This window comes from Nonomuraea longicatena (assembly GCF_039525605.1).
Lineage (GTDB): Bacteria > Actinomycetota > Actinomycetes > Streptosporangiales > Streptosporangiaceae > Nonomuraea > Nonomuraea longicatena.
In genome coordinates, this window is record NZ_BAAAHQ010000023.1 from 255,204 (window position 1) to 280,830 (window position 25,627).

Annotated in this window: 25 protein-coding genes and 1 tRNA gene; 13 read left to right on the forward strand and 13 right to left on the reverse strand. The window is 71.8% G+C overall.

Features of this window, described 5'->3' with window-relative positions:
* Nucleotides 1-24 precede the first annotated feature (24 nt).
* Together ABD120_RS22380 and ABD120_RS22385 are read left to right on the forward strand one after the other, a co-directional pair.
* Entirely contained in the window at nucleotides 25-567 is a 543-nt protein-coding gene (locus tag ABD120_RS22380; protein ID WP_343951927.1) for a hypothetical protein, read from the forward strand.
* Nucleotides 564-1,793 (forward strand): MAB_1171c family putative transporter, encoded by a 1,230-nt coding sequence (locus ABD120_RS22385; RefSeq protein WP_343951928.1) that lies wholly within the window; start codon nucleotides 564-566, stop codon nucleotides 1,791-1,793. The genes ABD120_RS22380 and ABD120_RS22385 overlap by 4 nt, the downstream gene beginning before the upstream one ends.
* 110 nt (nucleotides 1,794-1,903) lie before the next feature.
* Here the strand turns inward: ABD120_RS22385 and ABD120_RS22390 are convergent, their stop codons facing one another.
* From ABD120_RS22390 to selD, 8 genes are all read right to left on the reverse strand, one after another.
* Nucleotides 1,904-3,433, reverse strand: a complete 1,530-nt coding sequence (locus ABD120_RS22390) for a S9 family peptidase (protein WP_343951929.1) — start codon at nucleotides 3,431-3,433, stop codon at nucleotides 1,904-1,906.
* Nucleotides 3,434-3,773: 340 nt separating this feature from the next.
* Nucleotides 3,774-4,715 carry a hypothetical protein gene (locus ABD120_RS22395; RefSeq protein WP_343951930.1) on the reverse strand — a complete coding sequence of 314 codons (942 nt, stop codon included), beginning with the start codon at nucleotides 4,713-4,715 and terminating at the stop codon, nucleotides 3,774-3,776.
* A gap of 342 nt (nucleotides 4,716-5,057) precedes the next feature.
* A complete protein-coding gene (locus ABD120_RS22400) occupies nucleotides 5,058-5,612 on the reverse strand; it encodes a putative immunity protein (protein ID WP_343951931.1) in 555 nt (184 codons plus the stop codon).
* 105 nt (nucleotides 5,613-5,717) lie between these two features.
* Nucleotides 5,718-7,124, reverse strand: a complete 1,407-nt coding sequence (locus ABD120_RS22405) for a class I adenylate-forming enzyme family protein (RefSeq protein WP_343951932.1) — start codon at nucleotides 7,122-7,124, stop codon at nucleotides 5,718-5,720.
* Nucleotides 7,121-8,215 (reverse strand): NAD(P)/FAD-dependent oxidoreductase, encoded by a 1,095-nt coding sequence (locus ABD120_RS22410; protein ID WP_343951933.1) that lies wholly within the window; start codon nucleotides 8,213-8,215, stop codon nucleotides 7,121-7,123. Before ABD120_RS22410 ends, ABD120_RS22405 begins: the two co-directional genes overlap by 4 nt.
* Nucleotides 8,212-9,156, reverse strand: coding sequence for a cucumopine synthase-related protein (locus tag ABD120_RS22415; protein ID WP_343951934.1), 945 nt, complete (start codon nucleotides 9,154-9,156; stop codon nucleotides 8,212-8,214). Before ABD120_RS22415 ends, ABD120_RS22410 begins: the two co-directional genes overlap by 4 nt.
* Nucleotides 9,157-9,642: 486 nt before the next feature.
* Nucleotides 9,643-9,738: transfer RNA gene (locus ABD120_RS22420), tRNA-Sec, on the reverse strand.
* Nucleotides 9,739-9,748: 10 nt separating this feature from the next.
* Nucleotides 9,749-10,735, reverse strand: a complete 987-nt coding sequence (gene selD, locus ABD120_RS22425) for a selenide, water dikinase SelD (protein ID WP_425564016.1) — start codon at nucleotides 10,733-10,735, stop codon at nucleotides 9,749-9,751.
* A 30-nt stretch (nucleotides 10,736-10,765) separates the two neighbouring features.
* On the opposite strand from selD, the gene selA reads away from it, so the two are divergent.
* The 5 genes from selA to ABD120_RS22450 all read left to right on the forward strand — a co-directional run bounded on the left by selA (nucleotide 10,766) and on the right by ABD120_RS22450 (nucleotide 15,794).
* Nucleotides 10,766-12,052, forward strand: coding sequence for an L-seryl-tRNA(Sec) selenium transferase (selA, locus tag ABD120_RS22430; RefSeq protein WP_343951936.1), 1,287 nt, complete (start codon nucleotides 10,766-10,768; stop codon nucleotides 12,050-12,052).
* Nucleotides 12,043-13,770 (forward strand): SelB domain-containing protein, encoded by a 1,728-nt coding sequence (locus tag ABD120_RS22435; protein ID WP_343951938.1) that lies wholly within the window; start codon nucleotides 12,043-12,045, stop codon nucleotides 13,768-13,770. The genes selA and ABD120_RS22435 overlap by 10 nt, the downstream gene beginning before the upstream one ends.
* A 223-nt stretch (nucleotides 13,771-13,993) precedes the next feature.
* Entirely contained in the window at nucleotides 13,994-14,695 is a 702-nt protein-coding gene (locus tag ABD120_RS22440; RefSeq protein ID WP_343951939.1) for a hypothetical protein, read from the forward strand.
* Between the two features lie 46 nt (nucleotides 14,696-14,741).
* Entirely contained in the window at nucleotides 14,742-15,269 is a 528-nt protein-coding gene (locus ABD120_RS22445; RefSeq protein ID WP_343951940.1) for a hypothetical protein, read from the forward strand.
* Between the two features lie 57 nt (nucleotides 15,270-15,326).
* On the forward strand, nucleotides 15,327-15,794 hold the full coding sequence (locus tag ABD120_RS22450) for an MmpS family transport accessory protein (protein WP_343951941.1): 468 nt from the start codon (nucleotides 15,327-15,329) through the stop codon (nucleotides 15,792-15,794).
* 21 nt (nucleotides 15,795-15,815) lie between these two features.
* On the opposite strand, the gene ABD120_RS22455 is transcribed toward ABD120_RS22450, so the two are convergent.
* On the reverse strand, nucleotides 15,816-16,403 hold the full coding sequence (locus ABD120_RS22455; protein WP_343951942.1) for a GNAT family N-acetyltransferase: 588 nt from the start codon (nucleotides 16,401-16,403) through the stop codon (nucleotides 15,816-15,818).
* Nucleotides 16,404-16,447: 44 nt separating this feature from the next.
* A complete protein-coding gene (locus tag ABD120_RS22460; RefSeq protein WP_343951943.1) occupies nucleotides 16,448-16,963 on the reverse strand; it encodes an MFS transporter in 516 nt (171 codons plus the stop codon).
* A 155-nt stretch (nucleotides 16,964-17,118) separates the two neighbouring features.
* Here ABD120_RS22460 and ABD120_RS22465 point away from each other — a divergent pair, with 155 nt between their 5' ends.
* From ABD120_RS22465 to ABD120_RS22490, 6 genes are all read left to right on the forward strand, one after another.
* Nucleotides 17,119-17,703 carry a CGNR zinc finger domain-containing protein gene (locus ABD120_RS22465; RefSeq protein ID WP_343951944.1) on the forward strand — a complete coding sequence of 195 codons (585 nt, stop codon included), beginning with the start codon at nucleotides 17,119-17,121 and terminating at the stop codon, nucleotides 17,701-17,703.
* 95 nt (nucleotides 17,704-17,798) lie between these two features.
* Nucleotides 17,799-18,374 carry an amidohydrolase family protein gene (locus ABD120_RS22470; RefSeq protein ID WP_343951945.1) on the forward strand — a complete coding sequence of 192 codons (576 nt, stop codon included), beginning with the start codon at nucleotides 17,799-17,801 and terminating at the stop codon, nucleotides 18,372-18,374.
* Nucleotides 18,375-18,385: 11 nt separating this feature from the next.
* Nucleotides 18,386-18,886: a MarR family winged helix-turn-helix transcriptional regulator gene (locus ABD120_RS22475; RefSeq protein WP_343951946.1), complete on the forward strand. Its 501-nt coding sequence runs from the start codon at nucleotides 18,386-18,388 to the stop codon at nucleotides 18,884-18,886.
* Between the two features lie 32 nt (nucleotides 18,887-18,918).
* The gene (locus ABD120_RS22480) at nucleotides 18,919-19,515 is read left to right on the forward strand and encodes a DinB family protein (RefSeq protein WP_343951947.1); all 597 of its coding nucleotides are present in this window, start codon (nucleotides 18,919-18,921) and stop codon (nucleotides 19,513-19,515) included.
* 31 nt (nucleotides 19,516-19,546) lie between these two features.
* Nucleotides 19,547-20,431, forward strand: coding sequence for an endonuclease/exonuclease/phosphatase family protein (locus tag ABD120_RS22485; RefSeq protein ID WP_343951948.1), 885 nt, complete (start codon nucleotides 19,547-19,549; stop codon nucleotides 20,429-20,431).
* Between the two features lie 254 nt (nucleotides 20,432-20,685).
* Nucleotides 20,686-21,498, forward strand: coding sequence for a hypothetical protein (locus ABD120_RS22490; protein ID WP_343951949.1), 813 nt, complete (start codon nucleotides 20,686-20,688; stop codon nucleotides 21,496-21,498).
* A gap of 85 nt (nucleotides 21,499-21,583) precedes the next feature.
* On the opposite strand, the gene ABD120_RS22495 is transcribed toward ABD120_RS22490, so the two are convergent.
* The 3 genes from ABD120_RS22495 to ABD120_RS22505 form a co-directional block, all read right to left on the reverse strand.
* On the reverse strand, nucleotides 21,584-22,078 hold the full coding sequence (locus tag ABD120_RS22495; RefSeq protein ID WP_343951950.1) for a beta-class carbonic anhydrase: 495 nt from the start codon (nucleotides 22,076-22,078) through the stop codon (nucleotides 21,584-21,586).
* Nucleotides 22,079-22,318: 240 nt separating this feature from the next.
* Complete coding sequence (locus tag ABD120_RS22500) at nucleotides 22,319-24,568, reverse strand: alpha/beta fold hydrolase (protein WP_343951951.1); 2,250 nt, start codon at nucleotides 24,566-24,568, stop codon at nucleotides 22,319-22,321.
* Nucleotides 24,565-25,533: an ABC transporter ATP-binding protein gene (locus ABD120_RS22505; protein ID WP_343951952.1), complete on the reverse strand. Its 969-nt coding sequence runs from the start codon at nucleotides 25,531-25,533 to the stop codon at nucleotides 24,565-24,567. Before ABD120_RS22505 ends, ABD120_RS22500 begins: the two co-directional genes overlap by 4 nt.
* Nucleotides 25,534-25,627: the final 94 nt, after the last annotated feature.

Here is a 25,627-nt window from a genome sequence, read left to right on the forward strand (position 1 = left end):
GAGGCCGTGGCGTCGGGGGAGCTCGTGTTCGCTGTTCGAGGGCGTCGGCAGATCGGCGCGTTGTGCCGGCAGTCCGAGGCGCTGCTCGACTCACTGGGGTTGCCGAGAACGTTCACGATCTCCGAGCTGTGCCGACGGGTCGAGGAACGCCGTGACCGCTCGATCCACCTCATTGCCAGAGAGCTCCCGGTACGCGCCCCACACGGGCTCTGGGTCGCCGGCCAGCACGCCGACTACGTCTTCTTCGACAACTCCATCGGGCCGGTCCGGCAGTACCAGATCATCGCCCACGAGCTCGGCCACATGCTGTTCGACGACGACACGGCCGCCTCGGACGCGCGCGAACTCCTGGCGATGCTGAGCCCGGAACTGGACCACTCGACGGTACGGAAGATCCAGCAGCGCAACAGCTACGCGGAGCCGGCCGAACTGCGGGCGGAGCTGTTCGGCACCGTGGCGGTGCAGCGCACGCAGACCTGGTCGGCGCTGTCGTGGAGTCGACCGGCCGCCCCCGAGCAGCTCGCCCGGCTGATCGAGACGCTGGAAGGCGGCGCACCCCGGCCGTGACGCCGATCCAGGTGGCCCAGCTCGGCGTGGCGGCCACCTGCTGGGTCATGACCGCGATCAAGATCGGGCACCTGGTTCGCCGGCCGCTCAACCTGCCCCTGAGGTTCATGTGCCTCACCCAGTCGGCGATCACGCTGGCGTTGACCGTCCAGCCGATCGCCCCCCAACTCGACCGGGCACTGGGAATCCTCGGCCTGAGCCGGGCCCTGGGGAACTGCCTCACGCTGCTCGCGGTCGCGGCGGGACACGCTCTGTTCATCCTGCTCACCGCACAGGACGAGCCCGCGCTCCGGCAGGTCCGCCGCGGCCTGGCGCTGTCGGCGGCCTCCGTCGCCGCCATCGCGGCCCTGTTCCCGCTGGCACCGGCGCCGTACGACCTCGCCGATCCCCACGTACGCAGCCTCGCCTACTACAACGCCACCGCCACACCTGCGGAGGCCCCGCACACCGTGCTCTATCTGGTCTGCCTCGGCTGGTGGGTGGCGCACCTCGCGGTCGTCGTCACCCGCTACGCCCGCATCGTCTCCCGCCCGCTCCCGGCCGTCGGCACCCGGCTGATCGCGGTGGGTGTGCTCATCGGCCTGGCCTACGTCGCGACCAAACTGGCGGCGATGGTCGCCGCCAGCGTGGGAGCGTCCACGGTCGTGCTCGACCGGGTCGTTCTCGTTCAGTATGTCGTCGCGATCTTGGCGGTGCTCATCGGCGGCACCGTTCCGGCCTGGGGTCCGAAGGTCGGTCTGGACCGGCTGCTCGACAGCCTCCTCGCACGCCGTGACTGCCGGCGCCTCGGACCGCTGTGGCAGCTCCTGCACGACGCGGTGCCGCAGATCGCACTGCGGCCCCGCCCGGTCGAACCCAGGTTGCGGCGCGTCCGGCTGACCATCGAGATCCTGGACGGCTACGTCCTGCTCAGCCCGTGGATGTCCGCGCGCACCGAGCGGGAGGTCCGTCGGCGCGCCGAACACCATGCCTCGGGGAGGTCCGACCCGGAGGCCGCCATCGCCGCTGAGATGCTCGCGCTCGCCATCTCCCGCAAACGCGCGGGTCGGCCCCCGGCGGGCGACCCCGCGGCGATCCGGAGTTTCCTCGAACCGGGAGCCGAAGAGGACCCCGCGAACGCCGCGGCGCAGGTCCAGCGGCTGGCCAGGATCGCGCATGCGATGCGCCGGCACTCCGGCACGGCCTCCCGCTCCCGAGCATGTCCCCGGCCGCCAGGTGAATCGTGATCGGCTTCCCTGTGCGCTGCGGCGACGTCGGCGTGCCCGTCGGAAGCGGTCCGTGCTCCTGCTGTGGTCGCTCAGCGAGGGCCGTCGACCGGCGAGCGCGGCATCGGCCCTCACCGTCCGTTCAACCGGCTGAACCACGCTCTGGTACGGCGGAGCAGGTCGATTCGGTGGTTTCGCTCGGCGATGATGTGGCCCTCGCGCGGATACACGACGAACTCATGCTCGACCTCGAACCTGCGGAGCGCCCGATGGAGGAATTGCGCCTGACTGAGCGGGACGTTGGTGTCCTCCGCGCCGTGGACGATCAAGACCGGAGTGCGGATGGCGGAGGCATAGGAGATCGGGCTGCGCTCGTCATGGGGGTGGGGGCCCACGCCCTCCCACCCGGTGCTCCCGCCGAGTGCCGACTCGAACGCGCCGAGTTCCCCGGTCGCGGCGAGCATGCCCCAGTCGCTGATTCCCGCGATCACCAGTGCTCTTTTGAAGCGGTCGGTATGTCCGACCGCCCAGGCGGCCAGGTATCCGCCGTGGCTCCAGCCCGCGATGCCCAGCCGCAGGGGATCGGCCACCCCCTGCTCGACCAGCAGATCGATACCGGTCAGCACGTCGTGCCACTCCTGACCGCCGATGATGCCGTTCGTCGCGAAGGCGTGCCCGTGGCCCATGCCCCGCCGTGGATTGGGCAGGAACACGGCGTGGCCGTCGGCTGCAAGCCACTGGGCCGGCTCATGAGCCTGCAAGAGCAGTTGATCGGCCCAGCGCGCGTATGGCCCGCTGTGCACGATCGTGACCAGCGAGAACGGACCGTCCTGCCGGGACCTGCCGGGTGGCAGGATCAGGAGGGCGTCCAGCTCCAGCCCGTCTTGCGCGCGGTAGGAAAGACGCTCATGGGCGCCCCACTCGATGGCCCGCAGCTCGGGCGCGGTGTCGCCGCGCCGTACCAGGGGGCCGTGGACGGGACCTGCGAAGACCGACAGTGGTTCGTGCGCGTGGCTTCTGGCCATCGCGACCGTCGCGCCGTCCGCGCCGGCGGTCAGCCAGAGCGCCAGCCCCTTCAAGGGCAGGATTTCGGAGAACTTCCGCGTGGCCGGGTCGAGGCGGTAGATCGCGGAGTCCAGCCCGTCGGCGACGAGCGCCAGCCCGCCTGGAGCCAGGCTGAGCGGGCAGACCGGCAGACCTTCGGTGAGATTGCGATGCTCGCCGTCCGACAGCGCGACGTCCATCACCGCGTTCCCGCCCGCGAGGCCAGGCGGTGTCCTGGCGACATAGGCGACATGCCACCCGTCTGGTCCCTCCCACCAGGCGAGCGAGCGCGCCGACACCGCCGCCGCGCCCAGCTCCCGCACTTCGCCGGTGGCCGTGTCGAACAGGTGCAGCCGTGGTCTCAGCTCGCCCGGATCGGGGACGGCGGACTCCTGCGTGAGTATGGCGAGCATCCCGCCCCCGGGCCGCTCGGCCAACTCGGCCACATGCCGCCCCTGGAATACGTCTGGGGTCTTGACCGCCCCGGTGCGCAGGTCGAGCAGCCGGAGCCGGTCGAGCCTCGCGGCTTCGCCCCAGACCCACGGGTCGTTCCCGCTGGGGTCCGGCGAGAGGACGGCCACGGTGTCAGGGTCGGCGAGCGGTAGGCAGGTGCTCACCTCGCCCTTCCACGACCTGCCCGCCCCGCCTTCGGCCCGCTCCCGATGCAGCCGACCTTCCGCCAGGAAGTAGATGTGTCGTGAATCGGCCGACCACGTGGGGTTGCTCCCTTCCCCCAGCTTCCTCGGTGATGTATCCCCGTCCACCTTCGCCAGCCAGACTGTCCTGCCGGGGGTCACGCCGTAGGCCACCCACCGCCCATCCGGAGAGATCGCCGAAACGGTGGGCAGCTGGGCATCAAATGCTACTTCTTCGGGATTTTTCAGCCGATCATTACCCATAACCTCGGCGTCCTCTCGGTCGTCAGGGGACCAGGAAGCGGTTCGCTCGCGCACCGATCTAGGGGTCGAGTCCAACCAGCGTCCGCAGGGTGGAGGGTGCGGTGCCGCTGGCGGGATCGGTGCACCACGGCCACTGTTTCGAGTCGTACGGTGCGCATGTGGGCAGCACCGGTGCCATCCTGCGGCGGCCCGCCTCTGCCCGTATCGCCGCTGTGGCCGCGTCGCCGAGGATCTCGACATCCATGACGCGCCCGTGTCCGAAGAAGGCGCGGCCCAACTCGCGGTCGGCGAGGGTTTTGGCGAGCAGATCGAGCAGGTTGTCGGGTGTGGTGGTGAACTGCGGGGTCTCGAAGAGCAGCAGCCGTTCGCCGATCGATGTCTCGCCCATGAACTGGGCGAGAATCGTGAACAGGATGTTCTTCTGGCGGGTGACGTACATCGTGTTCACGGCCGCAAAGGTGCGCTCCCAGGTGGCTCCGAGCATCGCCTGCCAGTGGTCGAGCACGCCCATCCAGTGGGAGACCTGGAGCGCTGCGGCCCGGTCTATCAGCTTGACCAGGTGCGGTGCGCACGCTCTCGCGAAATCTGACAGGACGTCCGCTGTGACGGGACAAGACGAGGAAAGCCGGTTGAGCAGCTGAGAATTCAAGCCGAGCAGGTGACGCGTCGGCTGGATCTCGTCGTCATCCAGGCCGGACTCGGGCAGCAGGTCGAGGGCCCGCTGATTGGCCGCGCCTAAACCCGGCAGCGCCGTTGTCGCGTTGACCGAGGGCGCCCCGCAACAGAGCGTCGCGAGCTCGAAGACGGCCAGGCAGCTGTGAGAGACCGCTTTGAGGGACTGATACGTGATGGGGACCGTAGGCGCTTCCACGGTGGGGTGACCGGGCCGATACAGCATCATCCGGCCGCCCGCTCCGGTGAACAGTGCGAGGACCAGCGGTGTCGAGGCCAGAAGGCGGTGCTTGGCGGCGGCCAGGGCTTCGCCGTAGATGTCGGTCATCGCGCTGTTGAGGTCGAGGACTGCCTGCCCTGCGGGTTCTCGGCGTTCCTCACTCCCATGTGTCACACGTCTCTCCTTGCCCTGCGACCCGGATCATGTGTGGTTCCCGTCCCCTCCCGCAGGGGAGTCCTCCCCGCCCGGATCGCCATAGTCCTGTGACCTCGCGCCGCCAAGAAATCTACTTTGTAAAGGCGAGGGGGTTAACGCAATGAAACCTCTCCCAAAACCAAAACCTCCACAGCAGAAGGCAAGAACGGTCCGGCCGCTTGCGGGGTGCGTCTCCCTGCGGCGGCGCTCGCCTGGCGAGCGCGGCCGTCACGGTGCTGGGGGACTCGGCCGGAATCAAGCCGCTTGTGGTCGTCGGAGTGAGGTGTCCAACCGGCGGATGAGTTCGCCGACTCGGCCGTAGCCGGGTGGGGCGGGTGGGTAGCGTCTCAGGACGTCGATCACGATGGCGGGTGCGAGGGCGTGGGCTCGTGTGAGGTGGTCGGCGGCGATGGCGGGGTCGTCTCCTGCGGACAGTTCGAGGGCGCGTGCGGTGTGCGCGGCTGATCCGAGGATGTGGATGACCTGCGTGGCCTTCGCCAGGGGGTGGAGGTAGGCGGCTCCGCAGGCGTGGCCGGCGGCGCGGGCGGCTTCGCCGGCTGCGGCCTGTCCTGAGTCGCGGGCTTCCTGGGCGGCTCTGTGTGCCGCCCAGGCGTGGTCGCGGAGGGCTTTGGAGCGTTTGGCGCCGCTCGCGAATGCGTGTGCTGTGTCGATGGCGTCTTGCGGGCGTCGGTCGTGGGGTCGGTGGTGTTCGAAGATCGCTGGCGCGGGCTGTGCGCAGGCTGTCGCGTAGGCGACGATGTGGCGGAGTTCGGTCATGGTGAGTTCGATGGTGGTGGGGTCGTCCGCCATGGTGTTCCTTCGGCCGAGGTGCTGGGTGCTGGGTGCTTCGACCGTATCGTTGAGCCGCCGGTATAAGGTTTGATGGTTTGTCGGCTGGTGGGTGTGGGTCAGGTTTCAAGGGTCGGTGATGGGGCGGCGGGCTCGTAGTGCTGCTTTGTCGGGTTTTCCGCCGGGTGTGCGTGGTAGCCGGTCGACGAGCCAGAGGCGTTCGGGGCGGTGGTGGGGGCCGAGGGTGTGTGCGATCAGGTCGCGGAGGTTTTCGAGGTTGACGTCGGCTCCGGGTTTGGCGACGATCGCGCCGGCGTGGCGGGAGCCGTCTCCGAAGACGGCTGCTTCGAGGACGGTGGGGTCGCCTGACAGGAGGTGTTCGATGGGGTGGGAGTAGATGCCGTCGGCCAGTCGGTCTTCGACGCGGTCGAGGAGGAAGAGGTAGCCGTCGGGGTCGAGGCGTCCGAGGTCGCCGGTGCGTATCCAGCCGTTGTGGGTGAGTCGGGCGGTTCGGTGGGGGTCGCCGAGGTAGCCGTGTGTGGATTGGGGGGAGCGTGCCCATACTTCGCCGACGTCGCCGGGGTGGACGGCGGTGCCGTCCTGGTCGCGGATGTGTAGTTCGACGCCGGGTACGGCGCGGCCGGCTGAGGCGAGTAGGCGGGGTGTGCGGTGGTCGTGGCGGGTGAGTGCGGTGAGGCAGCCGGCTTCGTTGGTTCCGTAGGTTTGGACGAGTCGGGTGCCGAGGGTGGTGACGGCTTGGGCGGTGCGGGTGGGTGTGGGGGCGGCGCCGCCGTAGGTGATGGTGGTGAGGTGTGCGGGTGGGGCGGTGGCGAGTTGTTCGGCCAGTGGGTAGAGGGTGGCGGGGCGTCCGGCGATGAGGTGGGTGGCTCGTTCGCGGCGGGCGGTGTCGGCGAGGTCGTCGTGGTCTGTTGGGATGAGGACGGTGCCGCCGCCGGCCCAGGCCCAGAGTTGGTGGAGGACGCGGGTGTATTCGAGGTGTGTGGGGGCGAGGAGGCGGGCGGGTGTGTGGCCGTGGACGGCTCGCATGACGGCGAGGTGGGCTGCTTGGGCGCGGGCGGTGTAGGTGATGGGTTTGCGTTGGCCGGTGGTGCCGCTGGTGAAGGTGATGGCGGTGATGTCGTCGGGGTGGCGGTGGGCGGGGGTGGGTGGTTCGGTGGCGGGGTGGGTGTGGAGTGCGGTTTGTTGTGGTGGGGTGAGGGTTGTGGTGATGTTGAGTGCTTGGGTGGTTTGGTGGGCGAGGGTGTCGGTGATGCTGGGCCAGAGGTAGAGCAGGGGGCAGCCGAGGACTGCGGCGGTGAGGCAGGTGAGGAGTGATTCGGGTTGGGGGCCGTATTGGCAGGCGATGGTGTCGCCGGGTCGGATGCCGTCGGCGGTGAGGGTTTGGGCGGCGCCTGCGACGAGGGCGAGTACGTGGGCGCCGGTGAGGCGTTGGTGTCCGGAGATGAGTACTTCGCGGCGGTGGGCGGTGTGGAGTCCGTTGAGGACGGTGGTGGTGAGGTCGGGGTGGTTCATGTGGTCACGCGGTCCGGGGTGGCGGCGAGGGGGCGGGTGTCGAGGTGGGGGTCGTGGCCGAGGTAGAGGTCGCGGATGAGTGCTCCGGCGGCGGGTGCGATGCAGAGGCCGTGGCCGGAGAATCCGGCGGCGTACAGGAACATGGGGGTGTGGGGTGGTTGTGGGGCGCGGCCGATGAAGGCGGTGCGGTCGGGGCTGAGGTCGCGGATGCCGGTGACGGCGGTGTGCAGGCGGGTGCCTTCGAGGCTGGGGTAGGTGTGGGTGAGGTGGTGGGTCAGGCGGGTGGTCCAGGCGTGGCGGTCGGGGCCGGGGTGGCCCATGCCGACGAGGAGTCTGTCGTGGTGGCGGCGGATGAGCAGGCCGGTGGCGGCGTGGAGGGTGACGGGTAGGTCGGGTCCGGGTGGGAGTGGGTCGGTGGTGAGGAGTTCTTGGGTGTGTGCGCCGGTGAGGGGGAGGGTGATGCCGGCGGTGTGGGCGAGTGGGGCTGACCAGGCGCCGGCGGCGCAGACGATGGCGTGGGCGGTGAGGGGTCCTTGGGGTGTGTCGACGCGGCCGGTGGTGGGGTCGATGGTGGTGGCGGGGCAGTGGGTGCGGAGTTCGGCGCCTGCTCGGCGGGCGGCGGTGGCGAGTCCGGTGACGATGGCGGTGGTGTCGGTGATGTAGGCGTGTGGTGACCAGGCGGCGGCGAGGAGGGGGAGGTCGCCGATGAGGGGGTTGTGTTGGCGGGCTTGGTGTTCGTCGATGAGTTCGACGTGGATGCCTGCTGCTTGTTGGGCGGGCAGGTCGGCGTGGAATGCGGTGATTTGTTCGGGTTCGGTCAGTAGGACGAGGTAGCCGGTCTGCTTCATGGGCAGTTCGGTTCCGGTGAGTGCGGCGAAGTCCCGGTAGGTGCGGAGGCTGCGGGCGGCCAGGGTGGAGGTGAGGGGGTGTCCGGCGAAGTAGGTGCGCAGGACGTCGGCGGTGGCGCGGGAGGCGCCGGAGCCGAGCGGGCCGCGTTCGAGCAGGACGGTGGCGGCGCCGGCCTCGGCCAGGTGGTAGGCGGCCGAGAGTCCGGCGACGCCGCCGCCGATGACGACGACGTCGGTGGTCATCGGGGTTCCGGCTGGGTGCGGAGGTGTTCGCCGAGGTGCCAGGGGAACAGTTGGAGGTTCCAGCCGCCGAGGCAGTGGACGTAGAGGGCCATGTGGGCCATGACGGCGATGAAGTCGTCGCGGTTGTCGAGCCGGTCGAGGCAGGCGAGGAGGCGGGCGGTGAAGTGGCCGAGGGTTTCCAGGCCGCAGTAGGCGAGGAATTCGCCGGGGGTGCCGGCCAGGATGCGGGCCATGTGGCGTAGGGCGTCCATGGGCAGTTGTTCTGAGGCGGCTTTGATGAGGCCGCCGTAGACGCTGTAGCCGAGGGGGCGGGATTCGCCGTTGACGAACAGCATGGTGGTCATGGTGGTGCCGTAGCTGCCAGCGCCGGAGCGGATGCGGCCGTCGTGCAGGTCGAGGAGTTCTGTGGGGGGTTCGAGCCAGGCGCGGGTGGTCTCGGTGTGAACGTCGGCGATGAGCTGGTCGGCGATGGGGTCGGTGGCGGTGAGGCGGGGCAGGTTGTGGCCGCCGGGGCGGCCGGCGTGGCGGACTTCGGCGATGACGGGTTTCTTGGAGGAGTAGACGGAGTCCCAGGCGGCGCGGCCGGCTTCGGCCAGGGTGTCGAGGTCTGCGGGGTCGACCTGGCCGATGGGGGTGGCGGGCATGGGTTCGGTGAGGGTGCCGTATTTGATGCCGAAGTGCTGGAGGCGGGAGCAGAACAGGGTGCCGTCGGGGAGGGTGCGGCGGTCGGCGCGGTGTGGTGTGGGCAGGTGGAAGACGGAGTGGACGGGGGTGACGTGGTAGAGGTAGTAGCCCGCGACGAGGGCGTGGCCTTGGAGGCTGCGGTAGGGGAGTACGTCGAGCAGGGCTTGGGCGAGTTGGGCGTTGCGGTCGTCGAGGTCTGCGGTGACGGTGAGGCCGAGGCTGGGCCAGTCGATCTCGATGCGTGCGATGGTGTTCACGTTGAGTGATCTTAGATTTGACGCAATGTTACGACGTGGTAGCGGTGCGGTGTGTTGGGGAGAATTCTGGCGGTCCGCGGTCGGTGAGCGTCCCGGAGGGCGCGGGTGCTGGGGTGGGGTGCGCTGTCGGTGGGTGGTCGGTGGCGTTGCTGGAGTGGGGTGGGTCGGTCGGGCGCCGTTTCCTCGGGAGGGAGGTGCTGGTTTTCGGGCCCGTTGTCGCGGTGGCCGATTTTGTGGCGGGTAGCGCGAATTAGTCGGCTGTTGGGCACGTTCGGCGTTGCGTGTTCGCGGGGGCGTCGGTTACAAGCTCCGGCATTTCTCCGGGCCTTTTCAGCGTGTGTGCGAAAGCCGGTCGGGTTGCCGGTTATGGAAATGTCCGGGCAGGCCGTCTGCGGCGTGAGTCGCGCGGCTGTGGGCGGCTCGAACGGCGCGGCCGGGGGTTCCGCGTTCGCGGGTGCCCGCAGCGGCGGGCCGGGCGGGGGGAGGTGGCGGAGACGGACGGGAATCGAACCCGCCGCGCCGAGTTGCTCGGCGCCACCGGTTTTGAAGACCGGGAGGGCCACCAGGCACCTGTTCGCCTCCACCCGGCACCTTAGCGGATGACGATGGCGGCGTCGCCCGCCTCCACGAGTTCCCCGATCACGGGTGCCCCCGGTATTTCGCCGGCGACGAGCAGGCCGCCGCTGGTCTGCGCGTCGGCGAGCAGGAGGAGTGTCTGCTCGTCGATGCCTGTGGCGGTGAGGTGTGGTCGTACCCAGTCCAGGTTGCGGCGTGAGCCGCCTGGTACGTAGCCGTCGCGGGCGGCTTCGCGTGCTCCGTCGAGCAGGGGTACGGCGGCCGCGTCGAGGACGGCGCCGACGCCTGAGGCGCGCACCAGTTTGTACAGGTGGCCGAGGAGTCCGAAGCCGGTGACGTCGGTGGCGCAGCGGGCTCCGGCGGCGATGGCCGCCCGGGAGGCTTCGGCGTTGAGGGCGGTCATGGTCTGGACGGCGTGGGGGAAGATTTCGCCGGTGGCTTTGTGCCGGTTGTTGAGGACGCCGAGTCCGAGGGGTTTGGTCAGTGACAGTGGGGTTCCGGGGCGGCCGGTGTCGTTGCGCAGGAGGTGGTCGGGGTCGGCGAGGCCGGTGACGGCCATGCCGTATTTGGGTTCGGTGTCGGTCACGCTGTGGCCGCCGGCCAGGTGTGCGCCGGCTTGGGCGGCGATGTCGGCGCCGCCGCGCAGGACTTCGGTGGCGATGTCGTAGGGCAGGTCGGTGGGCCAGCACAGCAGGTTGACGGCGACGAGGGGGCGGCCGCCCATGGCGTACACGTCGGACAGGGCGTTGGCGGCGGCGATGCGGCCCCAGTCGTAGGGGTTGTCGACGACGGGGGTGAAGAAGTCGGCGGTGGCGACGATCGCGAGGCCGTCTTGGACGCGGACGACGGCGGCGTCGTCGCCGGTCTGGAGTCCGACGAGGAGTTCTCCCGGGGGGTTTGCGGGGGGGTTGAGGCCGAGTCCGGCCAGGACGTGTTCGAGTTCGCCTGCGGGGATCTTGCAGGCGCAGCCGCCGCCTGCGGCTAGTTGCGTTAATCTCTCCATGATCAGACTGTAGGAAATATCTTGAGCGGCATGAGCGATCCGCGGCGATTCATTCCTCGTACCGATGTCCTGCTGGCCGATCCCCGTTTCGGTGAGCCGTTGTCGCGGCTGGGCCGTGTCCGGGTGAAGGCGGCGCTCGCGCGGGCGCAGCGGCGTGCTCGTGAGGGGGTGATCGGGCCGGAGCGGGTGGCCGACAGTGCGCTGGCGGAGTTGCGGTGTTCGGGGCCGCGCCGGGTGGTCAACGCCACGGGTGTGTTGTTGCACACGAATCTGGGGCGGGCGCCGTTGTCGGAGGCGGCGGTGGGGGCGGTGTGGGCGGCGTCGGGGACGACGGATGTGGAGTTGGATCTGGGTACGGGCCGTAGGGGGCGGCGGGGCAGGGGGGCGTTGGCGGCGCTGGCGCGGGCGGTGCCGGCGGCGCAGGCGGCGCATGTGGTGAACAACAACGCGGCGGCGCTGGTGCTGGCGGCGACGGTGCTGGCGCGGGGGCGGGAGATCGTGGTCAGCAGGGGTGAGCTGGTCGAGATCGGGGACGGGTTCCGGCTGCCTGATCTGCTGGTGTCGACGGGGGCGCGGTTACGTGAGGTGGGGACGACGAACCGGACTTCGGTGGCGGACTACGCGGAGGCGGTCGGTCCGGAGACGGGGTTCGTGTTGAGGGTGCATCCGTCGAATTACCGGATCGAGGGGTTCACGGCCACGCCGGGGGTGCGGGAGTTGGCGGGGTTGGGGGTGCCGCTGGTGGCGGATGCGGGTTCGGGGCTTTTGCGGCCGGATCCGGTGTTGCCTCGGGAGCCGGATGCGGCCACGTGGCTGGCTGAGGGCGCGGATCTGGTGACGGCCAGTGGGGACAAGCTGCTCGGGGGTCCGCAGTGCGGGCTGCTGTTGGGGCGTGCGGATGTGGTGGAGCGGTTGCGCAGGCATCCGCTGGCGCGGGCGTTGCGGGTGGACAAGCTCACTTTGGCGGCGCTGGAGGCGACGTTGGAGGGTCCGCCGTCGCCGACGGTGTTGGCGTTGCACGCCGATCCGGAGGAGTTGCTGGCGCGGGCGCGGGTGCTGGCCGATCGGCTGGCCGATGCGGGTGTGCAGGCGCGGGCGGTGCCGTCGTCGGCGCGGGTGGGGGGTGGTGGGGCGCCGGGTGTGGAGTTGCCGAGTGCGGCGGTGGCGGTGGAGGAGCGGCTGGCGGGGCCGTTGCGGGCGGGTGAGCCGCCGGTGCTGGGCCGTGCCGAGCGCGGCCGTTATCTGCTGGATCTGCGGGCGGTGGCGGCGGGCGACGACGAGGTGCTGTTCGGGGCGGTGGTGGCGGCATGCGGGTGATCGCCACGGCCGGGCATGTCGATCACGGCAAGTCGACGTTGTTGCGCGCGTTGACGGGGATGGAGCCGGATCGGCTGGAGGAGGAGCGGCGCCGGGGGTTGAGCATCGATCTGGGGTTCGCGTGGACGGGTGAGCTGGCGTTCGTGGATGTGCCCGGTCATGAGCGGTTTCTGACGAACATGCTGGCGGGGGTGGGGGCGGTGCCTGCGGTGTTGTTCGTGGTGGCGGCCGATGAGGGTTGGCGGGAGCAGTCGGGGGAGCATCTGGCGGCCGTCACGGCGCTGGGGATCGCCCATGGGGTGCTGGTGATCACGCGGGCGGATCTGGCCGATCCGGGTCCGGCGCTGGCGCAGGCGCGTGAGCGGCTGGCCGGGACCGGTCTGGCGGGGGTGGCGGCGGTGGCCGTCAGTGCCCGGACCGGTGAGGGGCTGCCGGAGTTGCGTGCGGCGCTGGCGGCGTTGGCGGAGAGTCTGCCGGGGCCGGATCCGGGTGCGGATGTGCGGTTGTGGATCGACCGGGTGTTCACCGTCGCCGGGCACGGCACTGTCGTGACCGGGACGCTCGGCGCGGGTGCGCTGGCGGTCGGCGACGTGTTGAGCGTGGGGGAGGGTGGGCGGGTGCGGGTGCGTGGGTTGCACAGTCTGGGGCGGGCGGCCGGGCGGGTGGAGGGTCCGGCCCGGGTGGCGGTGAACGTGCGCGGGGCCGACGGGCTGCGGCGCGGGGACGTGCTGACGGCTCCCGGTCGCTGGGTGGCGACCGATGTGCTGGATGTGCGGCTGGTCGCGCAGGCGCCTCGGTTGCCTCGTCAGGGTGTGCTGCATGTGGGGTCGGCTTCGGTGGTGGCCGAGGTGCGGCCGCTGGGCGGTGACACCGCCCGGCTGGCTTTGGCGCGGGCGCTGCCGTTGCGGATCGGTGAGCGGGCGGTGTTGCGTGACGGTGGTCGCCGGTTGTGGGGGGTCACGGCGTTGGACGTGCGTCCGCCGGGGCTGCGCCGGCGGGGTGCGGCGCGGGCGCGGGCGGCCGAGTTGGCGGCGATGGACGGGCGGCCGGATCTGGGCGCGGAGTTGCGTCGGCGGGGTGTGGCCGCCGTCGCCGATCTGGCGGCGATGGGGGTGGCGGCCGATGGGCCGGGCGCGGTGCGGGTGGGGGAGTGGCTGGCCGATCCGGGTGTCTGGTCGGGGCTGGGGGAGCGGTTGGTCGCCTTGGTGCGGGCGCGGGGCGCGCTGGAGCCGTTCACGGTGGAGGCGGCCAGGCGGGAGTTGGGGCTGCCGGATCGGGCGCTGGCGGAGGCGCTGGCCGAGGCGGCGGGGCGGGGGCGCGGCGCTCGGCGGTTGCGGGCGCGTGGTGCGGGGTTGCCCGCGGCGCTGGAGCGGGCGGTGCGGGAGTTGGAGCGGGAGTGGGCGCGCGGGCCGTTCTCGGCGCCGGACAGCGGCCGGCTGGCGGGGCTGGGTCTGGATGCGCGGGCGCAGGTCGCGGCCGAGGCGGCGGGGCGGCTGACCCGGCTGGCGCCGAACGTGGTGGTGGCGCCGGACGCGCTCGCCCGCGCGGCGGTCGTGCTGCGGGGTCTGCCGCCGGTGTTCACCGCGGCGCAGGCCCGGCAGGCGCTCGGTACCTCGCGGCGGGTGGTGATTCCGCTGCTGGAGCGTCTGGACGCCGGAGGCGTCACCCGGAAATGGCCCGACGGTAATCGGGAATTCGTGCGCCGCGACGATATCTGAGTCGATTGAGGGGCGTTCATAATACCGTTCCAAAAGCGGGGCGGAAAGAACAGGAATCCGGCCGTGGGAATTGGCGGGAAATCGCGGAGAAAGGGGTCGGGGAAAGCTGGACTGGGGGCCCCGTCGTGGTCATTGTTGGTAGGTCCCGACGGATTCCGAGAAAAGGGAACACATGGCGGCTACTCTTTCCCAGACCGTCCGCTCCGCGCCTGACGGGGGTCGTGTGGCGCTCACCCTCCCGCCCGGTATCGCCCCGCTGACCTGGCACGCCTACACGCGGCTGGGCGGGCCGTCGTTCCTGCGTGCCTTCGATTTCGCGCAGGCCGGCCAGCATCGCGTCATCCCGAAGAAGATCTTCCCCGGTGGGCGGGCGGAGACGTTCCGGCGGCAGGGCTTCGACCTGGTCGTCTACGAGGCGGCCGATCGTTCGGACAGTTGCCTGGTGTGGGCCGGGCCGTACAACGAGGCCACCACGTGGTTCGGCGGGCCGCTGCCGCGCCGGGGCTATCTCAACCGTGTGCTGTCGTCGGTGGTCTTCGCCGACGCGCCGGAGGGTGCCACGCTGGGGGCGGCGAGCGCGTTACGCGGCCTGCAGCAGTTCGGCACCTTCGTGTACGCGGCCGGTGAGGAGGTGATGCTCACGGTCAAGGACGCCCGCACCGCCCGCGAGCAGGTGCCGTCCTGGCAGGGCGCCGGTCAGGGTGAGGCGGAGGTGTGGAAGGAGAAACTGGCTCTCGACCCCGAGCAGGCGGACGCGCTGAGCGGCACGCCGTACGAGTGGCGCTACATCGTCGCCACCTCCACCGCGATCGTGGAGATGACCTTCCCGAGGAACCCCGCGACGCTGGCGCTGGCCCGTGACGCCGGCGGGCACCGGCGCGTGGACGCCGTGGTCGCCGGGATCCGGGCCACGTGGACGGTTTGAGGCCGTCCCGACCCCCAGCCGCTCACCCCTTGTCTCAGGAGGCAGTATGCGTCTTGACCGGATCCCCTCCGCGCAGGAGGCGCCGCGCGACGCGGTGCCGAGCACGGTGCGCGCGGCGATCGGGCGGGGGCCCGCGCGGCGCCGTACCGTCGTGAAGGGCGTGATCGTCGCTCTGGCGGGTGCGGCGCTCGTCCCGTTCGACTGGGTGCTGTCGCGCAGGGCCGCCCACGCCGGGCCCAGCACCGAGTGGACGGCCGCCAACTGCTCCGACGGCTATCCCAGCGGGTACGCCGAGAGCGCCAACACCTGGTGGGCGGGCGGGCCGGCGGTCTGTTTCGGCGGCTGGCGCATGGGCAGTTTCCCGTGCGACGGCGCCAAGTTCCACTTCGAGGGCTCGCGCGGGTACGGCGACGAGAACTACACCTCCAGCCGGGTCACCACGTGCGCCGGGCGCAACGCCTGGCGGTGGACCGCGGGCGGTGGCACCTACCGGTGCTCGGACGCCACGACCACGACCGTGTGGAACAGCGGTGAGCGCTACACGGCCTTGACGATCGCCGCCTGCCTGCTCTGACCCGCCGCTGTCCGGCCCGGGACGGTGCCCGTCCCACCTGCCGGTATGTTGTCCGCCATGGTCGAATCCCTGTGGAACGGACGAACTGTCGGATTGCTCGCGGCCGTGGTGCTGGCCGTCGCCGGTTGCGGAGGAGCCGGTGAGAGTGCCGCCCCCGCCCCTGCCGCCTCGGCCGGGGCGGGGGCGGCGAGCCAGGCGCCCGCGCCGTCCGCGCCGTCGGGCGGCAAGCACAAGCGTGAGGTCACCTTGGAGGTGAACGGCAAGGGCAGGACCGCTCAGCCGATCGCCTACTTCGCCGACACCAACGGCAGCGAGCCGAACGCCAAGCTGCCGTGGAAGCGCACGGTGACCCTGGAGTTGACCGAGGCCGAGTTGAAGGTCGGCTTCCCGGTGTCGGTGATCCCCGGGTCGGTGCCGGATGCCGCGGGCAGGCTGAAGCCCGCCGAGTGCCGGATCCTCGTGGACGGTGAGGAGGTGGCGACCAACGACGGCGGGAAGAACCGGTGTGAGTACACCTTGAAGTAGGGGGACGGGCGGCCCCGGACTTCACCGGCCGGAGGCCGTCCGGGCGACGGTACGGCGCATCGCCGGGCGGTCGTGCTTGCGGCGCGCGACCTCGGTGAACCCGGCTTCCCGGAACGCCGAGGCGATGCCGGTCATGGCGTTGTCGGCGCCCGCGATCCGTCCCGGCGCGGGGTCGACGGGGAAGCCTTCGACGGTGTGCCGGCCGTTGTCGGCGGCGAAGTCGCACGCGGCGGTGATCATCTTCGTCTGCAGTCCCCGGTTGCGGTGGCCGCGCCGGACGAACAAGCAGGTGATCACCCAGACCGGCGCGGTGTCGAGGGCCTTGGTGACCGGGGAGCGCCGCAGCCGCGGGTACTCCGCGCGTTCGCCGATCCCGACCCAGCCCACGGGCTCGCCGCCCAGGTAGCACACCAGCCCGGGCGGCGGCCGCCGTGTCGCGCGTTCATGCAGCGCGTCGCGGTTGCCGTCTCCCGCGCCGGCCGCGCATTCGCCGAACGAGAGCCGCCAGTGCATGCACCAGCAGCCGCGCGCGCCTCCGTTCGGGCCCATGACCTGCTCGAAGTCCTGCCATGTGTCGGGTGTGAGGGGTGCTGTCGTGAAATCCGTCATGCGGGTGGTTCTTGCGTTCTGTCGTGACCTGCGAAACCCGCAGGTCAGCGCCGAAGTCTCGTGCGCAGTGCCAGGGCGATCGGGACGGCCGACAACGCCATGGCGGCGCTCAGTGCCAGGGCCCGCTCGCGTCGTGGCCCTTCGGGGACGGTCGCGGTCAGCAGTCCCAGGGCCGAGGGGGCGATGAAGGCCGCCGCGAGTCCTTGCAGGACGCGCCCGACGAGCAGGACGGCAGGGCTCCACGCGGCGCCCGCCACGACCGAGGCAGCGCCCAGGACCAGCAGGCCGGTGACGAAGACCCGTTTGCGTCCGTACAGGTCGGCGATCCGGCCGCCCGGCAGGAGCGTCGAAGCGAAGGCCGGCGCGAAGGCGGACAGTACCAGGCCCGCCGAGCCGGGCTCGAAGCCCAGTTCGGCGGCGATGTGGGGCATGGCGATGTTGGCGATCGACAGGTCCAGGGCGACCAGGAACTGGGCGGCGCAGATGACCGCCAGTCCGAGTGCGCGCCGGGCGGGTGACGCCTCGGACGGGTCGCCGATCACGTCTGTGTTGTGGGTCATCGAGGATTTCCCCCACGGGTGTGTACGGCCGGTGCTCGCGGCACCCCGTCATTCATCACCTTCAAAAGAGTTACGGTGGTGACGCTAGGAGGGTTTGGCCGTCACCGTCAAGTGGAATACGATGGTGACGGACGTGTACGTGAGGAGGCTTCGGCGTGGACATCGACCCCGGCAACGCGGCGCCCGGCACACTGGAGCTGGTGCGCAGGTTCGTCGACACCCACGACGTCTACAACGGCCGGGACGCCCTGGCCGACGTGGAAGCCGCCACCGCGTGGCTGGCCGCCGAGGGCCCGCCGGTCGAGGGCCGGGCGATGACCGCACGCGAGTTGTCGGCGCTGCGCGAGCTGCGCGCGGCCCTGCGCGAGATGGCCTCGGCCAACACCTTGGGCGAGCCGCCGCCGCGCGCGGCCGTCGAGGCGTTCAACGCACTCACCGCGCCGCACGCCGCCTCGGTCCGCCTCGACGTGCGGCAAGGCTCGATGATCGCCTCGGCCCGGCCGCGCGAGGACGGCGCCGCGGGCGTCGTCGCGGCGCTCGCGGCCGCCGTGCACGAGGCCGTGCTCACGCAGACGTGGACGCGGCTGAAGGCGTGCGACAACCCCGAGTGCCGGTGGCTGTTCTACGACGAGTCGCGCAACCGCACCGCCCGCTGGTGCAGCATGCGCGGCTGCGGCAGCATCGTGAAGGCCCGCCGCTACCGCGACAGGCAACGCCGGCTCGCCGCGGACGCCCCGTGAGCGCCGGGCCGGCCACATCACGCGCGCAGGGGCCGCGCGCCATCGCGTTCGCGAGGTGACGGTCCCCGGCAGGGCGCACGGCCCGGCGCCGTCGCGTGCCGGAGGACGGGAAAGGGTGCAGGCCGGTCGCCGGGCGCGCCCACACCGACTACGGCTTCCACCTGGCGCCGATGACGGTCGAGCAGGTCGAGGAGATCCCCGGACTGGTCACCGGGCGCGGGGTGACCTCGTTCAAGTACTACATGTTCTACAAGGGCTTCGACCTGGCGGCCGACAGCCGCGGCGCCCGGGCGTACACGATGGGCGACGAGTACGACCTGGGCCACCTGTACCTGATCATGGAGCGGCTCGCGCGCACCCGGCGCGAGCACCCCGGGCTGCGGCTGTCGCTGCACTGCGAGCAGCCGGAGCTGATGCGCGTGTTCGTCGACCGGGACCGGCGCGGCGGCGGCCCGCAGAACCTGCGCGCCTACAGCCAGGCCCGCCCGCCGCCGACCGAGCAGGTGGCCGTCGCCGAGGCCGCGGCGCCGGCCGCGCACACCGGGGTCCAGGTCAACTTCCTGCACCTACTGAACGGCCGCCCGGGGCGGGGCGCCGGTTCAAGGCGGGCCGGACGGGCTGCGAGAGCGGAATCCGACCATTATCATCGTGTTAGGTGGACAAACAACTGAAAGGACAGGATGTGTCAGGGACCTTCCTCGGCTCGGAGAACCACCTCACCGGGCTGCTGACCCTGACCTCCCGGCTTGTCCAGGATCGCCTCACCGCCGCGCTGCGGCCACTCGGCCTCACCTACGCCCAGGCCGCCGCGCTGGTCCGGCTCTGGCGGACCCCCGGCGGGCGCATGCGCCAGCTCGACTTCGTCAGCTCGCTGGCGCTCACCCGCCCGACCGGTACCCTGCTGATCGGCGATCTCGAACGTGCCGGGCTGCTGGTACGGTCGGCCGACCCCGACGACGGCCGCCGCCAGCTCATCACGCTCACCGATGCGGGCAGGAAGCTGGAACCGGAGGTCCACGCCGTACTCGCCGACCTGCACCACCGGCTCGAAGCCGCCGTCGGCGAAGAGGACCTGGTCAAGACCACTCAGGCGCTCACCAGGGCGCTCGCCTACCTCGACCCGGCGGCGCTCGCCCCGGCGCCCGCAGGCCGGCGGGGCGCCGGAGCGGGCACCGCCGGGTGAGTGCGCCCGCGCCGGTCGGCACAATGGCCGCCATGACCGACACCGATCCCAAGGTCGTCCTGCACCGCTCACTCCAGTCCGTCCGCGACGCCCTCGTGTGGAAGCTCGACGGACTGTCCGAATACGACGTGCGCCGCCCGCTCACCCCGACCGGCACCAACCTGCTCGGCCTGATCAAGCATCTGGCGATGGTCGAGTACGGCTACTTCGGCCAGACCTTCGGCCGTCCCGCCGCCGAGCCGCTGCCCTGGTGGGAGGACGACGCCGAGCCCAACGCCGACATGTGGGCGGAAGCGGGCGAGTCCCGCGCCGCCGTCCTGGCCCTCTACGAGCGGGCGCGGGCGCACGCCGACGCCACGATCGAGGCGCTGCCGCTGGATGCGGTCGGCCGGGTGGCGTGGTGGGAGGAAGGCAGGCAGCAGACCACCTTGCACGCGATCCTGGTGCACGTCATCGCCGAGAACAACCGCCACGCCGGCCACGCCGACGTCGTCCGCGAGCTGATCGACGGCAGCGCCGGGCTGCGGGCGGGCAGGAGCAACCTGGCGCCGGGCGACGACTCCTGGTGGCAGGACTACCGCGAGCGGGTGGAGCGCGCGGCGCGGGAGGCCGCCGGGATGACGCCCTGACCGTTCGCCCGATCTGGTTGGATGGACGGACATGATCACACATGCGGCATCGGCGGCGCTGCTCGCCCTGACGGGCCTCACCGCCCCCGCGCCGACGCTGACCGTGATGACCTGGAACGTCTGCGCGGGGACCAACTCCGTCTGCCCGCTGTACGGCGGCACCGCCGAGCACCTGGCCGAGAGCGTCGGCGGGCCCGCGCTCGCGGCCGGGGCCGAGGTGGTCTTCCTTCAGGAGTCCTGCACCTCGGCCGGGCCGGCGCTCGAAGCCTGGCTCGAACGGCGCAGCGGGCGCGCCTGGAGTGTCCGGTCGGTCGCGCTCACCGCCGCCGACGGCACACCGTACGCCTGCCATCCCGACCAGGCCGGACGCCCGCGCGGCGCGCAGGGCGTCACCGTCGCGGTCGCCGACCCGGCCGCGACGTTCCAGACGCACGCGCTCGAGTCGCCGCCGTGGTTCGTCCGCCGGTTCGCGTTGTGCGCGACCCTGCCCGCCAAGCGGGTGCACGCCTGCGGCACCCACCTGTCGGTCGGTCACTCCTACGACGACCGGCAGGCGGGGGCGCCGTACCGGACCCGGCAGATCAAGGGGCTGCTCGGCGTCGTCGCCAAGCCGGGCCACCTGAGCGTGTTCGGCGGAGACCTCAACGTCTCCCCGCCCGACAGCGGGTACGGCGCCGCCGCCGGACGCCGCGCCGTCGCCCCCGCCTACCGGCTCTACCAGGAGTGCGACCAGGACTCCGGCCGCCGTACCGGCCGGTGGACGCACACCGGCACGGGCCCGGACGGCCTCAGGCGCAAGAAGCTCGACTACCTGTTCGCGCCGCGCGGCGCCGTGCGCAGCTGCGGCGTGGACAAGGAGGCGAAGCTGTCCGACCACCGGGCCGTCTATCTCACGGTGTCGCTGCCCCGCCGGTAGCGCGCAGTGCCGGTGGACCCGCACCCGCTCGACAGCCCGCTCTGGTCGCTGCTGCCCTCGCCCGCCCCGGGTGGCGTCGCGGGAGGTCGTCGAGACGGGGCGGTTCGGCTCACACCCCCGGTGCCCGCTCGCCGCCGGAGATCTCCTGCCGGTCGGCCACGACGCCGCTGTCCTGCCAGGACTTCCAAGACGTTCGGTAATCAATTGGTCACTCCAGGTGGGTGGCGGCGTGCCGGTCTCTATCGTTCGCAGGCATGAGACGATCACGTTCCGTCGCCCGGGTCGCCGCCGTCCTGGCCATGCTCCTCGCCCCCTGGTTCACCCCCGTCGCCGCCGCGCAGGCCCCCGCTCCGGCGGGCGAGCGCCACTGCGGCGACAACCAGCTCGGCAAGGACCCCGAAGGCCACCAGGCCTGGTCGGCCCGCCTGTGCCTGACCGCCGAGGGCACGAAGGTCACCGCGAGTGTCGTGCAGCCCCGCTGCTGGGTGAAGTTCCTGCTCAGCCAGCACTTCGACCCGTGCGCGGTCGAGCCGGGCGGGACGGCCTCCGTGTCGTTCGGCGAGCACGTGATCAGCAGGGGCCGGGCGGGTTTCGTCGCGCCGTACCCGGGGCCCGGCACCTACCGGGCGGAGGTCACCGTCACGATCACCGCCCGCCCCGAGAGCGGTTCCGCGCCGTGGAGCCGCAGCCTGACGCTGTCGGACTCCTTCACCTTCACCGCCGACCACGGCCCGGCCGCCGCCCTGACCGCGTCGGCGGCCCCGGCCGGACTGGACCGGGTGCGGCTCACACTGACCAACGTCGGCACCGGCCCCGCCGCGCGCGCCGCCGTCCAGACGGCCGGAGGCCGGCGGGTGCGCTGTGGGGGCGGGTGCGCGCTCGGCTCGCTGGCGCCCAAGGCGTCGGCCGCCGTCGAGGTCGCCGGCTGGGTGTGGGGGCGGCGTCCCACGAGCTGGTCCTACGGCTACGACCGCGCGCCCCGGCCGGGACGCGGGCCGGGGTGGGACCACCGCTTCGCGGGGCCGGTGCCGGCCGAGCCCGCTCGCCGGGCCCGGCTCCTGTCGTAGACGCCGCCCGTTCTCGGCCGGTCCGGCGGCGGTCTTCGGTGAGGGCGATGTCCGCCGCCGGGTCGGATGGACGTCCGGGGGTCGCTCAGGCTTTCACCTCCCTGAGGTAGCCGGTCTCGACTTCGTAGACGAAACCCCTGATGGAGTCCTTGTGGGGGATCGACGGGTCGGCCCGGATCCGCTCGATCGACTGGATGACGTCCTGGTCCAGGTCGGAGAAGGCCTCGGGGGCCCAGTCCGGGCGGATGCCGGTCTCCTCGTAGATGCTCTGCTTGAAGGGGTCGTCGGTGAAGGTGAGCATCCCGCAGTCCGTGTGGTGGATGAGGATGATCTCGCGGGTGTGGAGCAGGCGCTGGCTGATGGCCAGGCTGCGGCGTTCGTCGGCGGTGATGACGCCGCCGGCGTTGCGGATGACGTGCGCGTCGCCCTCCTGCAGGCCCAGGATGGCGAAGACGTTGAGGCGGGCGTCCATGCAGGCGACGACGGCCAGTTCCTTGACCGGGGGCAGGCCGAGATGGCCTTTGGCGAAGGTGGCGGCGTAGCGCTCGGCGTTGGCCACGAGTGCGTCTGTGATGCTCATCGGCTCTCCTCGACTCGGCGCGCCTCCACCATTACCCGGAATTCCTACTTGGTCAATAGGTTTCCTTGGTGGGATCGCGGCTCGGTGATCGTCATCGAGCGTAGGCGCCCGGACACGCCCACGCGGTGAACGCCGCCGGGGGCCGACCGTCCGGACTCGGCCATGATTGCCGGGCGATCCTTGCGCCGGAGATGACCGATCGCGGCCGAACCCGTGACCGGCTCGCGCGGGTGGCCCCGCTCAGGAGGAGGGCTTGCAGACGGTTCCCGGTGGCGGCGGCTCGCCGGTGAGGAAGTACCGGTTGACGTGCGCGATCGGGCACATCTTGCCCGCCAGGTAGAGGCCGTGGCCGTGCCCGTCGTAGGCGACGCCGCCGGAGCCGGGCACCTTCCGGGTGATGGCCGCGGTCGCCTCGTAGTCGGTCCAGCTCCCGACGGCCATCAACGGCGGCAGCCGGTCGGCGGGAAGCGGCGCACGCGGATTGGCGACCGGCACCGGCCACCCCGGGCAGGCCAGGTCGTGCCAGGCGCGCATCGCCCCGAAGTGAGGCGACAGCTTCCTGCCTCTGCGCAGCCCCTCCCGATAGTCCTCGTAGGTCGCATAGCCCAGGCCGTCCAGACAGTGGGTCATGTTGACGCCGACCCACGAGGGGACCTTCATGCTCTTGGTCGCCTGGTAGACGTAGTCGGCGAAGCCCCGGGCATCGCCCTCGGCCGCCCGCTTGATCGCGTCGGCGAGCTGGACCCAGCGCGGACGCTCCGGCGCGTCGCCCGGCTGGCCGAAACTCGGCAGCGCCGCCACCAGCAGGTCGAACCCGCTGTAGGACAGCGAGGGCGCCGCACCCTTGACCGGGACGGGCGAGCGGTCGGCCTCGCGCAGGAGCCGGCGCCAGAGCGCGGGCACGTCCTGTCCGCGCAGCGCGCAGGCGGTGGCGCCCTCGCACCAGGCGGCGAAGCGCCGCATCGACTGCTCCTTGACCCTGAAGTGTTCCGCGTCGGTGACGCTGTCGGCGTCGACGTGGTTGACGCTGCCGTCCAGCACGATCGTGCGGACCCGGCCGGGGAACTGCCGGGCGTAGCCGACCGCGGCGACCCCGCCGTAGGAGTTGCCGAGCAGGTTCATCCGATCCTCGCCCAGCGCCACCCGGACGGCCTCGACGTCCTTGGCGACCGACGCCGAGTCCATCGTGTCGAAGAACGCGGGATCGGCGTCGCGGCAGCGCTGGGCGTGGGCGCGGTTGGCCTCGGCCAGCGCGGCGAACTCGGCCCGCGTGCCGGGAAGGGTGAGCCACGGTCCCGAGCCGAGGCAGTCGTGGGGCAGCACGCCGCCCGGCTCGACCACGTTCCTCGGCGCGAGGCTCACCACGTCGAAGCGGTGGCGGAGCTGCGCGAACGAGCCCGCCTTGTGGGCGAGGTCGTCGACGCCGGACCCGCCGGGCCCGCCGGGAAGGAGGAACACGGTGCCCATGCGCCGCTCGGCGCCCGTGGCGGCCAGCTTCGCGAGCTTGAGGGTGATCTTCCGGCCGCCCGGGTTCCGCCAGTCCAGCGGCACCTCGACGGACGAGCAGCGCAGGTCCTGCGGAGCGGGCTTGAGCGTGCACGCCCCCCACGACAAGGAGGAGCCGGCGGTGCCGGGCGCGGCGGCGGCGACCACCGCGCCGCTCACCAGCGTCACGGCCGTCCCCACGGCCAGCACCCGCCGCCGGCCGCTCCTGAGCGCGGTCACCACCGCGCCGGCGCTCAGCGCCGCCACGACGTAGGCGACCAGCAGCGCACCGGCCGCGAGCGGGGTGAGCAGCCCGCCGCCGACCCCCGCGATCTGCGACGGCAGGTTCTCGATCATGATCGATCCGGCCTGGTCGCGCAGCGGCGACGGCAGCACCCGCGTCCCGACCGGCAGCACGAACAGCAGCAGGACCAGCGCCAGCAGCGTCCCGGGAGTCGAGCGGATCGCCGCGCCGAGCCCCAGCCCGATCAGCGCCACCGCCACCATGGACAGCCCGGCGACGACCGTCGCGGCAAGCACACCCGGCTCCGACAGCGGGGTGCCGAGCGTCTGCCCGCTCATCAGCACCTGATCGGCCCGCTCGCCGAGCACCAGCTGGCTGACGAGGTGCATGGCGAAGGCCAGAACCTGCCCGGCGACCAGGGACACCGTCGCCAGACCCGGGATCTTGGCCAACAGGAACACCTGCCGCCTGGGCACCGCCGCCAGGCTCGTACGGATCATCCCGGTGCTGTACTCCGAGGTGATCGCGAGCGCCCCCAGCGCCGCCATCACGAGGTAGGCGATCGGCAGCCCGGTGGCCAGCCCGTTGCCGTTGCCGGCGAAGGCGAGCCGTTCGTCGGCCGACTGCCGGTCGAACCCGGCGCCCATCAGGTACGCCACCAGGCCGCAGGCGAAGACGGCCGCGACGGAGGCGGCCAGCAGCGCGATGTTGGAGCGCAGCGAGCGGAGCTTGTACCACTCGGAGGCGATCACGTCGATCATCGGGAGACCTCCGCTTCCCCGCGTCCGGCGTACTCGACGCTGTCCTGGGTGAGCTCCATGAACGCCTCCTCAAGGGAGGCGCCGCGCGGCGTCAGCTCACTCAGCGCCACCCCGGCGCGCAGCGCCAGCGCCCCGATCCCGGCCGAGGTCAGGCCGCGCACCGACAGGCCGTCGTCGGCGGCGACGGTGCCTGCGGTGGTGCCCGTGGTGGTCACTGCGGTGGTCACTGCGGTGGTCACTGCGGCGCCGACGGCGCGCAGCGCCTCGGCCAGCCGCTGCGGCTGATCCGTGCGGACCAGGACGTCGCGCTCGAAGCGGGCGGCCAGCTCCCGCGTCGGCACGTCGGCGATCAGCCGGCCGCGCCCGATGACGACGACGTGGTCGGCGGTCTGCGCCATCTCGTTCATGAGGTGGCTGGAGACCAGGACGGTCCGGCCCTCGTCGGCCAGCGAGCGGAGCAGGCCGCGCAGCCAGCGGATGCCCTCGGGGTCGAGCCCGTTGAGCGGCTCGTCGAACATCAGCACCTCGGGGTCGCCGAGCAGCGCGGTCGCGATGCCGAGCCGCTGCTTCATGCCCAGCGAGAAGCCGGAGATCCGCTTGCCCGCCGCCTCCTCCAGCCCCACCTGGGCCAGGACGGCGGCCGCCCGGGATTCCGCGATGCCGTTGCTGCGCGCCAGGCAGCCGACGTGCGCCCGCGCCGTCCGGCCGCCGTGCACCGCCCCGGCATCCAGCAGCGTGCCCATCACCCGCATGGGCCTGCGCAGCGACGGGTAGGGCCGCCCGCACACCAGCGCCTGCCCCGCGACGGCCTCCTCCAGCCGCAGGACGGCGCGCATGGTGGTGGACTTGCCCGCGCCGTTCGGGCCGAGGAAGCCGGTCACCCTGCCGGGCCGCACGGTGAAGGACAGATCGTCCACGGCGACGGTCTCGCCGTAACGCATGGTCAGGCCGGATACTTCGATCATGCGGCCAGCCTGCCGCCCGGGGCGGCCCGCCTCCATGGGTGTGCTCCCACCCCGCAGGTGGCGTTCGACCACCCCGATGGTGGGGCCAGGCCCA